Origin of the sequence: Streptomyces sp. NPDC094032 (genome assembly GCF_040303965.1) — a bacterium.
Taxonomy (GTDB): Bacteria; Actinomycetota; Actinomycetes; order Streptomycetales; family Streptomycetaceae; genus Streptomyces.
Genome location: NZ_JBEOUE010000002.1, coordinates 254017 through 267605, shown reverse-complemented (window position 1 = coordinate 267605; position 13589 = coordinate 254017). Strand labels below are relative to the sequence as shown.

Annotated in this window: 10 protein-coding genes; 5 read left to right on the top strand and 5 right to left on the bottom strand. The window is 74.4% G+C overall.

The window, feature by feature from the left end:
• Positions 1-108: 108 nt before the first annotated feature.
• Positions 109-2694, top strand: coding sequence for an FtsX-like permease family protein (locus ABTZ54_RS04230; RefSeq protein WP_351657020.1), 2586 nt, complete (start codon positions 109-111; stop codon positions 2692-2694).
• Between the two features lie 21 nt (positions 2695-2715).
• Here ABTZ54_RS04230 and ABTZ54_RS04225 read toward each other — a convergent pair whose 3' ends face one another.
• Positions 2716-3657: an EamA family transporter gene (locus ABTZ54_RS04225; protein WP_351657018.1), complete on the bottom strand. Its 942-nt coding sequence runs from the start codon at positions 3655-3657 to the stop codon at positions 2716-2718.
• Positions 3658-3788: 131 nt separating this feature from the next.
• Between ABTZ54_RS04225 and ABTZ54_RS04220 the strand changes: the two genes are divergently transcribed.
• Positions 3789-4700 (top strand): LysR family transcriptional regulator, encoded by a 912-nt coding sequence (locus tag ABTZ54_RS04220; RefSeq protein ID WP_351657731.1) that lies wholly within the window; start codon positions 3789-3791, stop codon positions 4698-4700.
• 3 nt (positions 4701-4703) lie between these two features.
• Here the strand turns inward: ABTZ54_RS04220 and ABTZ54_RS04215 are convergent, their stop codons facing one another.
• Positions 4704-5852 (bottom strand): DNRLRE domain-containing protein, encoded by a 1149-nt coding sequence (locus ABTZ54_RS04215; RefSeq protein ID WP_351657728.1) that lies wholly within the window; start codon positions 5850-5852, stop codon positions 4704-4706.
• Between the two features lie 193 nt (positions 5853-6045).
• On the bottom strand, positions 6046-8826 hold the full coding sequence (locus ABTZ54_RS04210) for an FAD-binding and (Fe-S)-binding domain-containing protein (protein ID WP_351657016.1): 2781 nt from the start codon (positions 8824-8826) through the stop codon (positions 6046-6048).
• Positions 8827-8877: 51 nt separating this feature from the next.
• Between ABTZ54_RS04210 and serC the strand changes: the two genes are divergently transcribed.
• Positions 8878-9996, top strand: a complete 1119-nt coding sequence (serC, locus tag ABTZ54_RS04205) for a phosphoserine transaminase (RefSeq protein WP_351657014.1) — start codon at positions 8878-8880, stop codon at positions 9994-9996.
• Here serC and ABTZ54_RS04200 read toward each other — a convergent pair.
• Positions 9975-11027: a helix-turn-helix domain-containing protein gene (locus ABTZ54_RS04200; protein WP_351657012.1), complete on the bottom strand. Its 1053-nt coding sequence runs from the start codon at positions 11025-11027 to the stop codon at positions 9975-9977. The two genes, serC and ABTZ54_RS04200, sit on opposite strands and share 22 nt — an antisense overlap.
• A 212-nt stretch (positions 11028-11239) precedes the next feature.
• Here ABTZ54_RS04200 and ABTZ54_RS04195 point away from each other — a divergent pair, with 212 nt between their 5' ends.
• Positions 11240-11818, top strand: a complete 579-nt coding sequence (locus ABTZ54_RS04195; RefSeq protein ID WP_351657010.1) for a peptidase inhibitor family I36 protein — start codon at positions 11240-11242, stop codon at positions 11816-11818.
• A gap of 15 nt (positions 11819-11833) precedes the next feature.
• Here the strand turns inward: ABTZ54_RS04195 and ABTZ54_RS04190 are convergent, their stop codons facing one another.
• Positions 11834-12817 carry a WD40 repeat domain-containing protein gene (locus ABTZ54_RS04190; protein WP_351657008.1) on the bottom strand — a complete coding sequence of 328 codons (984 nt, stop codon included), beginning with the start codon at positions 12815-12817 and terminating at the stop codon, positions 11834-11836.
• Between the two features lie 89 nt (positions 12818-12906).
• Between ABTZ54_RS04190 and ABTZ54_RS04185 the strand changes: the two genes are divergently transcribed.
• Entirely contained in the window at positions 12907-13587 is a 681-nt protein-coding gene (locus tag ABTZ54_RS04185) for a GDSL-type esterase/lipase family protein (protein WP_351657006.1), read from the top strand.
• Positions 13588-13589 lie beyond the last annotated feature (2 nt).

Genomic DNA, 13589 nt, shown 5'->3' with positions numbered 1-13589 from the left:
AGCGTTGAGGGCATGTCGTCGCCGTCTTCCTCATCCCCGTCATCCCCCTCATCCCCCTCGTCCTCCTCGTCCCTGCTCGGGTTCACCGTCAAGGACTTCCGCGCGCAGTTGCGCCAGCTGGTCCTCACCGGTGCCGCCGTCGCCGTCGGCGTGGCCTTCCTGGTCCTGTCGGTCGGCGGTGCGGGCGCGCTCGTCCAGTCCTACGAGCAGTCGGCGGCGGCCGACGTCGGCACCGCGCCCGTCCAGGTGGCCACCCCCGGCGGCGACCCGCTGCCGGCCGGCACCGCCGCCCGCGCGGCGAAGGTCCCGCAGGTCACCGCCGTCGCCGAGCGCCTCACCGGCCACGCCAACGTCCTCACCCCGGCCGGCCGCCCGCTCGACGACCGGGCCCTGGTCACCTCCGTCGCCGCCGACCCGGCCCTGCGCTGGCAGCGCCTGGACTCCGGCGCGTGGCCCGAGCGCGCGGGCGAGATCGTGCTCGACCGGGACAGCGCGGCACGGGTCGGCGCCGGAGTCGGCGACACCGTACGGCTCACCAAGGCCGCCGGCGGCACCGCCGACGTACGCCTCACCGGACTGCTCGACACCTCCGCCTCCCAGGCCCTCGGCTCCCAGCCCGCGATCGGCGTCCCGTACGCGCAGACCGCGACGTACGCCACCGGTCTGCGCGCCACCCACCTCGACCTGGCCGTCCGCCCCGGCGCCGACGCGCTCGCCGTCGCGAAGGACGTCAAGAAGGAGCTCGGCACCGGCGTCACCGCCCGCACCCACGCCGGGGCGGTCGAGGAGGCCAAGCAGAACGGCAAATCGATGTACGCGATCGTGCTCACGGCCGCGCTGTCGTTCGTCCTCATCGCGATGGCCGTCGCCCGGATGGTCGTCACCAACACCTTCTCCGTCGTGCTCGCCCAGCGCGCCCGCCAGCTGGCCCTGCTGCGCTGCATCGGCACCGACCGCGACCAGGTGCGCCGGATCATCCGCCGCCAGGGCCTGATGCTCGGCGTGCTCGCCTCCGCCGCCGGACTCGCGGCCGGCGCGGGCGCCTGCGCCCTCGGCACCGCCCTGCTCAACGGGCTCGCCGACCTCGGCCCGATCGAGATCTCCCTGATGCCGGGCCGCTGGACCTTCATCCTCGGCGGGCTCTTCGGCGTCCTGCTCACCCTCTGGGCCGTGCGCAAGCCCGCCAAGGCCGCCTCCGCCGTGGCGCCCGTCGCGGCGCTCGCCGCAAGCGGCGCGGCGAAGCTGCCCGAGCCCGGCAGCCGCGCCCTGCGCGAGGTGGTCTCGGTCCTCATGCTGGTCGCGGGCGCGGCCCTGCTCACGCTCGGCGCGCTCGGCGGCTCGCCCATGTCGCTCCTCGCGGTGACGCTCGGCGCGATCCTCACCTTCTTCGCGGTGCTGCGGTACGCGCGGTACGTGCTGCCGCCGTTCGTCGCCCTCATCGGGCTCGCCCTGCGCCGCCCCTTCGGCACCGTCGGCCGCCTCTCCGTCCAGCAACTGCGCGCCAACGCGGGCCGCACCAGCGCCGCCGCCTCCGCGATGCTGGTCGGCGTGACGGTCGCCGTCTCGGCGGTGACGGCGATCGGCGTCACCAAGGGCGGCCTGGAGGAGATGCTGACCAGCCGGATGCCGGCCGTCTTCGCCCTCGACACCGACACCGACCGGGTCCCGGCCGACGCCGTCACCGCCCTGCGCGCCGAGCCCGGACTCACGGTCGCCCCCGTCCGTACCGCCGTCCTGACCGTGGACGGCCGGCGCACGGTCGTCGCCACGGCCGACCCGGCCGCCCTCAACCCCGGCGCGGAGGGCGTGACCGAGGCCCGCGCCCTGAAGGACGGCGAGGCGCTGGCGCTCGGCGGGCGGGACGGGAGCCTGTCGGTGAAGACCGGCACCCCGGCGGGCGGCCCGGCGGGCACCCCGGCGGGCGGCTCGGCGGGCACCCCGGCGGGCGGCTCGGCGGGCACCCCGGGAGGCGGCTCGGCCGGCACCCCGGCGGGCGGCCCGGAGGCGGCGCCCGTCCGGCTGACCGTCGTCGGCGGCGGTGGCTCCGCGCTGCCGCTCTCCCTCTTCCCCGAGGCCACGGTGTACGTCAACGGCGCCACCCTCGACCGGCTCGCCCCCGGCGGCGCCGCGCGGACCTCGACGGTCCTGGTGAACCCGGCGGACGGCACCGGCCACGACGCGGCCCGCGCCGCCGTGGACCGCGCGCTCGCCGCGCACCCCGACATCCGGATCGCGGACACCGGCTCCGACGCCACCCTGGTCCGCTCGATGCTGGACCGGCTGATGCTGGTGGTCACCGTGCTGCTCGGCTTCTCGATGGCCATCGCCGCGCTGGGCGTCGCGGCCACCCTGATGCTGACGGTGGAGGAGCGCACCCGGGAGTTCGGGATGCTGCGCGCGATCGGCCTCGCGGGCGACCAGCTGCGCCGGATGCTGACCCTGGAGTCGGTCCTGCTCGCCCTGTCCGGCGCCCTCGCGGGCACCCTCCTGGGCCTGGTCTACGGCACCCTCGCCGCCCGCTCGGTGATGGGCTCCCGGGTCTCCCCGCTGGAGGTCCTCGCCTCCTCGGGCGGCACGGCCCTGACCGTCCTCGGCATCCTCGCGGCCACCGTCCTCACGGGCGTCGCGGCCTCGGTCCTGCCGGCCCGGCGGGTGCGGCGGATGGTGGTCGTGGACGCGCTGCGGGCGGCGTGACGGCAGGGCCCGCGCGCGGGATCAGGCCGCGCCGGCCGAACGCCTCGCCTGGGTCCGTACCGCGCCCATGCTCGCCGCGATGACCAGGGCGATGGCGAGCGCGTCCGTCACGCCCAGGGCCTGGTGCAGGACGAGGAAGCCCGCGGTGGCGGCGATGGCCGGCTCCAGGCTCATAAGGATGGCGAAGGTGGGGGCGGGGAGGCGGCGCAGGGCGAGGAGTTCCAGGGTGTACGGGAGGACCGAGGACATCAGGGCGACGCCGAGGCCGAGTCCGATGGTCGACGGTACGAGGAGCCGGTCGCCCGCCTCGATGATGCCGAACGGCAGGCTGATGACCGCGCCGACGGCCATCGCGAGCGCAAGCCCGTCGGCCTGCGGGAAGCGGCGGCCGGTACGGGCGCTGAAGACGATGTACGTGGCCCACATCGCGCCCGCGCCGAGGGCGAAGGCGGCGCCGAGCGGGTCCAGCCGGTCGAAGCCGCCGCCGCTGAGCAGGACGACGCCGACGAGGGCGAGCCCGGCCCAGAGCAGGTTGGCCAGCTGCCGGGAGGCGATGACGGAGAGGGCGAGCGGGCCGAGCACTTCGAGGGTGACGGCGGCGCCGAGCGGGATCCGGTCGATGGCCAGGTAGAACAGGATGTTCATGCCGGACATGGCGGCGCCGAAGGCGAGCACGGTGCCCCAGTCGGCGCGGCTGTGGCCGCGCAGCCTGGGGCGGCAGACGATCAGCAGGACGGCCGCGGCGAGCACCAGACGCAGGGTGACGACGCCGAGGGCGCCGGCCCGGGGCATGAGCAGGACGGCGACGGCCGAGCCGAACTGTACGGAGAGGCCGCCCGCGACGACGAGGGCGACGGGCCCGAGCCGGGTGGCGCGGGGGGCCCGGGACGCGGGCGCGGGGCCGGTGGCGGGTGCGACGGCGGGTACGGCGGCTGAGGCTATGTCCTTGACCGGGCTTTCCACCGGCGCGCTCCTTGCAGTGAAACGATCACGAATGATCAAGAGTCCATTACTCTGAACCAACCAGTCCAGAGTAATGGACCGACCCCCAAGGCTCCAACCCTCACGCTACGAGCCACCGCGTGGCGCGTGAAATGCCGATTGGTCTGCGGTTATGCTCCGAACGCATGAGCCGGACGAACATCGAGCTCCGCCACCTCCGCTGCTTCCTCGCCATCGCGGAGGAAGGCAACCTCACCCGCGCCGCCACCCGCCTCCACCTCACCCAGCCCGCCGTCTCCCGCACCCTCGCCGCCCTCGAACGGCACCTCGGCGCCCGGCTCGTCGACCGCAGCACCCACCACCTGGCGCTCACCGCCGAGGGGCGCTCCTTCCACGACCGGGCCGCCGCGGCGGTCACCGCCTTCGACGCGGCCGTCGACCCGGAGCTGCTCCGCCGCCGCCCGCTGCGCCTGGGCCACGCCTGGTCGGCCTTCGGCCCGTACACGACTCCCCTGCTGCGCCGCTGGCAGGCCGAGCACCCCGGGACGCCGCTCGAACTCCTCCGCGTCGACGACCGCACCGCCGGACTGCTGCGCGGCGAGGTGGACGCGGCGCTGCTGCGCGGGCCGGTGGAGATCCCGGGCCTGGCGACCGAGGAGCTGCTCACCGAGGAGCGGGTGGCGGCGGTCCCGGCGGACAGCCCGCTGGCCGCGCGCGCCTCGCTGACGCTGGCGGACCTGGCGGCCGAGACCGCGATCCTGAACCCGGTCTCGGGCACCACCACCCTCGACCTGTGGCCCGCCGACGCCCGCCCCCGCACCACCCTCACGGTCGCCAACACCGACGACTGGCTCACCACGATCGCCGCGGCCCGGGGCATCGGCGTCACCTCCGCCTCGACGGCGACCCTCCACCCCCACCCGGGCGTCGCCTACCGCCCCCTGACCGGCACCCCGCCGGTCCCGGTCCTGCTGGCCTGGCGCGAGGCCGACCGGCACCCGGCGGTGGGGGCGCTGGTGGAACTGGCGCGCACGATCGCGCGGGAGGGCACCGCCGGGCCCTGACCCTCACGCCGCCCTACTGCTACTGGTAGGCGGCTGCTTCGGCAGCGGGAACACCGTCGGGTTCGTCAGCTTCCCGTTCGCGTAGGCGTACCGGGCGAGCTGCTTGCCGCCGAGCGCCCAGGGGTGACCGGCCGGGTCGTACAGCACTTCGTGGGCGGACTCCAGCAAGTGCGTCTCCACCGGCCTGGCGTTCCAGTTCCCCGCGCCGGGCTTGCCCTGCTGCCTGCTGTAGAGCTCGATCCGCCCCTGCGACCGGCCGTCGTCGGTGCCCGCGAAGGCGGCGGCGACCCAGCCGTCGGGGAGCAGTTCCACCCCGTGCAGGTCGCCCGCCGCGCCGGCGGCCTTGACGTTGATCGCCCAGTGGTAGCCGGCCAGGGAGGGGTACGGGACGACGCCGATGAAGCCGCTGGCTCCGTCGCCCGTGACGAGCAGGGTCCGGTCGCCGTAGGCCTGGCCGCCCGGGCGGAGCTTGTGGGAGGTGCCGCCCGCCCAGTCGGCGCCCTTGAGGGTGGCGTCGTCGACGGAGTGGTACGCGTCGGGCAGCCACCGTTGGTAGGGCTTGGACTGCTCCCACACGGCGGGCTTGCCGCTGTCGAGGAACTCCAGGGCCTCCGCCGCCGCGGGGTAGCCCCCGGCGTAGGGCGGTCCGTACGCGTTGCCCGTGATCAGCGGGGTGGCGTCCTTGCTGAACTCGACCTCCAGGGTGGGCGCGAAGTACGACCTCGTGCCCGCCCGGTCGTTCTGGGGCGTGGTCGGGTTCATGGAGCAGAAGTCCTTGTACCAGGTCGTCCCGTTGGTCGGGTGCGGCGCTCCCTCGTGGGTGCTGAGCCTGATCCCGTAGTTGGGCACGCCGCCGGTGGACCGCGTCCAGGCGGTCACCATCGCGGTGACGTCGATGCGCTGGATGCCGACGGACTCGTCCGGCAGGTACGGGTTCGGCCGGTCCTCGCAGGCGGGGTGGCCGACGCCGAAGGAGGCGCCGACGCCTTCGCCGATCGCGGGCTGGTCGGCCCAGGTGACGGTGGCCTGGTCCCACGGTTCGGTCACCCGGTACACGCCGAGCCAGGGGCCGGGGTCGAGGCCGCAGTCCGAAGCGGTGACGAACGAGTTGTAGACCTGCCCCCGCCCCCGCCGAGGCGGGGGCGGGGGCAGGTTCCGCGGCCTCCGCGCGCTGCGCCGCCGGTATCGGCGTCAGCAGAGCGGCCGCGAGCGCCAGCCCGCCGGACAGGACGGGGATCCTCGTCCTGAGGATCCTTCGGATGTGTGGGGGCACAGCTCTCCAACCGTGTGGGGATGGGGTGTTCGAGGTCCGAACGACCCTGTGTCGGCGGGGAACCGCGTCCGGCTAGCCCCGCTCCTCCAGCGCCTCCGCCAGGATCTCCGCCAGGTGGCGGGCGTGCAGGCCCGGTTGTACGTGGGTGATCTGGGTGCGGCAGGAGAAGCCGTCCGCGAGGACGAGGGCGTGGGGTGGGGCGGCGTGCAGGGCGGGGAGCAGTTGGTCCTCGGCGCAGGCGGCGGAGACCTGTTCGTGGCCGGGCTCGAAGCCGAAGCTGCCGGCGAGGCCGCAGCAGCCGCCCGCCAAGTCGCCCTCCATACCGGCCCGTTCCCGCAGCCTGCGGTCGGCCGCGTCGCCCAGGACCGCGTGCTGGTGGCAGTGGGTCTGGCCGGTGACCGGGCGGGCGACACGGGGCGGCGCCCAGTCGGGGGCCAGCTCCTCCAGGGCCTCGGCGAAGGTGCGGACGGAGGCGGCGAGGAGGGCGGCGCGCGGGTCGTCCGGGAGGAGTTCGGGGAGGTCGGTGCGGAGGGCGGCCGCGCAGGAGGGCTCCAGGACGACGACGGGCCGGAGGGGGGCGGGGGTGCCGGGGGCGTCGCCGCCCACCATCACGTCCAGCGTCCTGCGCAGCACCTTCCGTGCCGCGTCCAGGCGGCCCGCCGTGAGGTACGTCAGGCCGCAGCAGACCCGGCCGGGCGGCAGGGCGACACCCAGGCCCGCGTCCTCCAGGACCCGGACGGCGGCGTGGCCGGTACGGGGGGACAGATGGTCCGTGAAGGTGTCGGGCCACAGGGTGAGGGCCGGGGTCCGGTCCGAGGCGCGTTCGGCGAACCAGGACGTGAACGACTCCCGCGCCACCCTCGGCATGGCCCGCTCCGGGCTGACGCCCGCGAGCCGGGCCGCGAACGGCAGCCGCATCGCCGCGTTCAGCGCGGGACCGACATGGTCGAGGAGGCGCGGCAGGCCGCCCATCGTCCAGTGCGAGCGGGGCCGCGCCCAGGGCCGCCCCGCGTAGTGCTCGTCCAGGAACCGCGCCTTGTACGCGGCCATGTCGACGCCCGCCGGGCAGTCACTACGGCAGCCCTTGCAGGACAGGCACAGGTCGAGCGCCTCGCGCACCTCCTCCGAACGCGCGCCGTCCGTGATGATCTCGCCGAGCGCCATCTCGTGGAGCAGCCGGGCCCGGCCGCGCGTGGAGTGCCGCTCCTCGCCCGTCGCCCGGTAGGACGGGCACATCACACCGGGCCCCGAACTCGGGCCCGCCGTACGGCACTTCGCGACCCCGACGCAGCGGGCGACCTCGCGGCCCAGGCCCACCACGGGCAGGTCCGCGAAGCGCAGTCCGGAGTCCAGGGGCTCGGGGCGGACCAGCATGCCGGGGTTGAGGCCGCCCGCCGGGTCCCACAGGTCCTTGACCGCGCCGAACAGGCCGACGAGCTCCTCCCCGTACATCCGGGGCAGCAGCTCGGCCCGCGCCTTGCCGTCGCCGTGCTCGCCCGAGAGGGAGCCGCCGTGCGCGACGACGAGGTCGGCCACCGCCTCCGAGAAGCGCCGGAAGTCCCGTACGCCCTCCCCCGTATAGAGGTCGAAGTCGATACGGACATGGACGCAGCCGTCACCGAAGTGCCCGTACGGGGTGCCCCGGAGGCCGAACTCCCCCAGCAGCGAGCGGAATTCACGCAGATACGCGCCGAGCCGCGCGGGCGGCACCGCGCAGTCCTCCCAGCCGGGCCAGGCCTCCCCGCTGCCCGGCATCCGGGTCGCCGTCCCCGCCGCGTCCTCCCGGATCCGCCACAGCGCCCGCTGCCCGGCCGGGTCCGTGACCAGGAGGGAGTCCAGGGCGTCGGCCGCGCGGACCAGCGCGGTGGCCGCCGGGGCGCCGTCCACCTCGACGAACAGCCAGGCCCCGCCGCGCGGCAGCCCGGCGGACGCCTCCCGCACCAGATCCGCCGCCATGCCCTCCACCGTCAGCGGCCCGAGCGGGAGCAGCCCCGCCGCCGCGTCCGCCGCCGCGCTCTCGTCCGGGTAGCCGAGCACCACGAGGACGGGTTCCGTGGGCAGCGGGACAAGCCGCAGCTCGGCCTCGGTCACCACCCCCAGCGTGCCCTCGCTGCCGCAGAAGAAGCGGGCGACGTCCGCGCCGCGCTCCGGCAGCAGCGCGTCCAGGGCGTAGCCGGAGATCCGGCGGGGCAGCCCGTCGGGGTAACCGGTGCGCAGCGGCGCCAGGTTGCGGCCGACGAGCTCGCGCAGTCCGGCGGGCGCGCCCTGCCAGTCGCGGCCCAGGCGCAGCCGTTCGCCGCCGTACGTGACGACGTCGAGGCCGCGCACGTTGTCGGCGGTGGTGCCCCAGGCCACCGAGTGCGAGCCGCAGGCGTTGTTGCCGATCATCCCGCCGAGCGTGCAGCGGCTGTGCGTGGACGGGTCGGGGCCGAAGGTCAGCCCGTACGGGCGGGCCGCCGCGCGCAGCCGGTCGAGGACGATCCCGGGCCGGACGACGGCGGTGCGCGCCTCGGGGTCGAGGGAGACGAGGGCGTCGAGGTGCCGGGTGAGATCGAGCACGACACCCGTGCCGGTGGCCTGTCCGGCGATGGACGTACCCCCGCCCCGGGGGACGACCGGCACCCCGTACGCACGGCAGACGTCGAGCGCCGCGGCCACGTCGTCGGCGTCCCTGGGGGCGACGACGCCGAGCGGGACGCGGCGGTAGTTGGAGGCGTCCATCGAGGTCAGGGCGCGGGCCGTGGCCGAGAAGTCGACGTCTCCGGCCACGGCCGCGCGCAGCGCCTGAGCCAGTTCGGGTCTCGTGCGTTCGTGTGATCCCACGACTACAGGATGTCTCACTCCTCGTCTCATCGGGCGGACATGCCGCAACCCCCGCTCCACCGACCCGATACGCTCCGCCTCGTGGCCGATATCCAGATTCCCGCTGACATCAAGCCCGCCGATGGCCGTTTCGGCGCGGGCCCCTCCAAGGTGCGGACGGAGGCGCTGGACGCCCTGGCCGCCACCGGCACCTCCTACCTCGGTACGTCCCACCGCCAGGCTCGGGTCAAGGACCTGGTCGGCGAGGTGCGTACCGGCATCAGTGACCTGTTCTCGCTGCCCGAGGGCTACGAGGTGATCCTGGGCAACGGCGGATCGACCGCCTTCTGGGACGTCGCGACCCACGGCCTGATCGAGAACAAGTCGCAGCACCTCACCTTCGGCGAGTTCTCCTCCAAGTTCGCGAAGGCCGCGAAGCTGGCCCCGTGGCTGGCCGAGCCGACCGTGATCTCCTCCGACCCGGGCACCCACCCGGAGCCGGTGGCCGAGGCGGGCGTGGACGTCTACGCCTACACCCACAACGAGACCTCCACCGGTGTCGCCGCCCCGCTGAAGCGGGTCGCGGGCGCCGACGAGGGTGCGCTCGTCCTGGTCGACGCGACCTCGGGCGCGGGCGGTCTGCCCGTGGACATCGCCGAGACCGACGTCTACTACTTCGCCCCGCAGAAGTCCTTCGCCGCCGACGGCGGTCTGTGGCTCGCGGCCTTCTCCCCTGCCGCCCTTGAGCGCGCCCAGCGCGTCCACGCCTCGGGCCGGCACATCCCGGAGTTCTTCTCCCTGCCGACCGCGATCGACAACTCGCTGAAGAACCAGACGTACAACACCCCGGCGCTGGCCACCCTCTTCCTGCTCAACGAGCAGCTGAAGTGGATCAACGGCCAGGGTGGTCTCGACTGGGCCGTGGCCCGTACGAAGGAGTCCTCGGACGCCCTGTACGGCTGGGCCGAGGAGTCGAAGTACGCGAGCCCGTTCGTCACCGACCCGGCGAAGCGCTCGCAGGTCATCGGCACGATCGACTTCGCCGACGAGGTCGACGCGGCGGCCGTCGCCAAGGTGCTGCGCGCCAACGGCATCATCGACACCGAGCCGTACCGCAAGCTGGGCCGCAACCAGCTGCGCATCGCGATGTTCCCGGCGATCGACCCGGCGGACGTGCGGGCCCTGACGGCCTGCGTCGACTACGTGATCGAGAAGCTGTAACCGGCGTACGCACGCGGCGAGGGCCCGGCATCGGACACCACCGACGCCGGGCCCTCGGCGTGTCCGCGGTCGCCGCCGGCCAGCCGGCGGTGGTCGCTGGGCGCCATCCCGTACGCGCGCCGGAAGGCCCGGCTGAAGTCCGCCGGGTGCCGGAAGCCCCAGCGCGCGGCGATGTCGCCGACCTTGGCGTGGGCGAGCCGCCGGTCGGCGAGGTCGGCCCGGCAGCGCTCCAGGCGGAGCCTGCGGATCAGGGCGCCGACGGTCTCCGGCTCCTCGCGGAACAGCGTGTGCAGCAGGCGTACCGAGATGTGGTGGTGGGCGGCGATGGCGGCCGGGCCGAGCTCCGGGTCGGGCAGGTTGTGGTCGACGAAGGCCAGGATCCGGGTGCGCAGGACCTGGCGGCGGGTCTCGGCGGGCAGAGCGGCGGGGCCGCCGGACTGCGCGGCGAGGTAGGCGGCGCACAGGTCGAGGCCGATGGAGCCCAGGCGCGGCAGCTCGGCGGGGTCGCAGCGGTCGGCGTGGGCGCGCAGCCCGGTCAGGTACGAGGCGAGCAGCGCGCCCGGGACGGTGCCGGCCGCGAGCCGGGTGCCGAGGAGCCGGTCGGCCCGGTCCTGGGGCAGCGGCAGCGCGGCGCGGGGCAGCCGCAGCAGGGAGACCCGGGAGAGCCGGCCCTCGTCGAGGAATTCGGTGCGCATGGGGTGCGAGGAGTCGAAGAGCGCCATGTCCCCGGCGCGCAGCAGCGTGGTGTTACGGGCCTGTTCGAGGCCGACCGGGCTGCCGTGGACGAGGAAGAGGAAGTAGTTCTCCGGGTCGGCGCGCCGGATCTGCGCGGCGACCCGGCGGGCGGACATCGGTGAGAAGGCGAAGCCGGTCACGTCGGTGTGGCCGAGGTCGACCGCCGTCGCGACGCCCCGGAAGCCGTCCACGTACGGGCTGGCGAGGGAGACCGGCATCACGAGGTCGCCGACCATGCCGGACCAGGCTTCGAAACCCTCCCGCGCGCTGAGCCGCACGGTCTGCGCACCCGCCACGAAGCCCCCCGCTCCACGGTGATGTGTACACGCCCAGATTGCGGCCGACGGGACGGCGGGAACAGCGGGATGTCGGTCAACTCCCGCGCGGCGACGGCCGGTCTGCGCCCGGTGCGCAGCGAGTGTGCGTCCGGTGCCAACGACGCCGTTCGACGGCTCCCCGCACAGTGGTGGCCGGCACCGTGCCGAAGTGTGAGCAGAGAGGCACCTCAGTGACGAAGCACGGAATCTTACGGTCCGGCGGGCCGGTCAGGATCCTCGCCGCCCTGGTCGTGGCCTTCCTGGCCCTCGTGGCCGTACCGGGTGCGGCCAACGCCGCCGACGGGCCGCGCGCGGACTTCTCCGGGCAGGCGGCGACCGCCGGCCTCAGCACCGCCGAGGCCAAGGGCCTCCAGAAGCAGGTCGACGGCGCCCTCGCGAGCACCCACGGCACCCAGATCGGCGCCAACAAGATCGCACTCCCCGGCGGCGGCGAGATGCTGCTCCCGCTGCCCGGCGAGCGCAAGGCCCGCGACCTCGACAGGGGGCTCGCGGCGGGCGACTGTCCCTACCAGTACGTCTGCGCCTACTACGGCGAGAACTACACGGGCACCCAGATCAACATGTTCACCTGCAACTACATGTACCGCATCACCTGGAACACCACCGGCTCCTGGATCAACAACCAGCGCGCGGAGCTGCGCGCCCGGTTCTACGACAGGAACGGGGCCGTCGGCTGGGTCTCGCCCGGCGGGTTCAGCTACGACCCCCACGCCGACTGGCGCTGGGTGTGGTGGGTGAGCCCCTGCTGACCCACCGCTCCCGGCTCAGTCGCGGCGCTTCAGGCGCTTGGCGCCGACGACGAGGAGCGTGGCACCGGCGAGGACGAGGAAGCCGACGGTGACGTTGCCCTTCCCGCCCTCCGAGGGGGAGGCCGACGGGGATTCGGGCGAACCGCCCGAGCTCCCCGACGGCTTCCCCGACGGGCTTTCGGCCCCGCCCTCGCGGTCCACCCGGATCACCCGGCTCTTCTTACCCTCCGAGCCGAACAGGAAGGCCGAGCCGTCCGGCGTGTACGTCACGGACTCCGCCTGGCCCTGGAAGGGGGCGCCGACGGACCTGCCCGCGCCGTCGAGCCGGCCGTCCTTCCAGGCGTACTCCTCGGCCAGGAAGTAGCCGCGCAGGACGAGCCGGTCGCCGGACGGGGAGAAGGCGCCGTCGGTCACCCAGGGGACCTCGCCGATGCGGCGGAAGACGTTGGTGCCGGAGGTGGTGAGCCGCTCGGGGCCTTGGTAGAGACCGCCTCCCTTCTCGTTCTTGCTGGCGATGTAGACCCGGCCGGTCTTCGGATGGACCATCAGCGCCTCGGCGTTGCGGGCCCCGTCGGCGTACTTCACGTCGTACTGGGTGGCGCGGACGGTCTGGTCCTTCAGCTGCTTCGGCTCGGGGAAGCGGTAGATCCAGACGTGGTCCCAGGAGCCGTCGAGGTTGTCGCCGATGTCGCCGACGTAGATGTCGCCGTCCGGGCCGACGGAGATGGCCTCCATGTCGCGTGGGGTGCCGACGCCCTTCATCGTGAGCGTCGCGACGGTCTCGCCGGTGCGGGAGTCGATGCCGTAGATGAGCGGGGCGTCCTGGTCGTTGTGGGTCCAGTAGATGCCGGGGTGGGCCCGGCTGGCGGCGAGGCCGCTGGACTCGGTGATCCGCGGGTCCTCGATGGTGAAGTCGCGGTCGGCGTCCGCGGCGGCGGCGGGCACCGCCGCGAGCAGGACGAGGGCCGCCGTTCCGAGGGCGCACAGAGCAGATCGCATGCCCTCCAGCGTGCCACGGGGGCGCGGCCCCGGCCGGGTGTCGGGGATCACGTCGCAGCCGCCGCCCGCGGTCGGTGATGATGGTCGCCATGCGTTTTCTGTTCGTCGGCGACAGCATGACCATCGGACGCGCCGGCGACTTCACCTGGCGCTACCGCATGTGGCGGCACCTGGAGTCCGTCCTGCCCGGGGCGTACGAGATCGTCGGCCCGCGCACGGCGCTGTACGAGCCCGGGGCCGACGCGGCCGTGTCGTACGCCTACGCCGATCCCGGCTTCCCGGCCGAAGCCCGCCGCCATCTGGCCGGCTGGGGCGAGGGCTGGCTGCACATGGCCCCGCTGATCGGCCCGACGGTGACGGCGACCGGCGCGGACGTGCTGCTGATCTCGCTGGGCCTGATCGACCTGGGCTTCTACACGAACAGCGACCAGACCACAGAGAACGTCCGTGCCTTCCTGGCCGCCGCCCGCGCGGCGAACCCACGCGTCCGCGCCGTGCTGCTGCCCGTCATCCCGAACGTCCGGGCCGAGAAGGACGCGCCCTTCGCCGCCGAGTGCGTCCGCTTCAACGAGCTGCTCGCGAAGACGGTCGCGGACCTGGACTCGGCGGCCTCGCCGCTGCTCCTCGGCTCGGTACCGGAGTCGTACGACATCCACACGGACACCTACGACGGCACCCACCCGGGCCCCACGGGCGAGCACAGCCTGGCGGGGGCCTTCGCGGACGCGATGCACCAGGCGTGGGGTCTGGGCGGCCCGTACCGGGGCTAGGG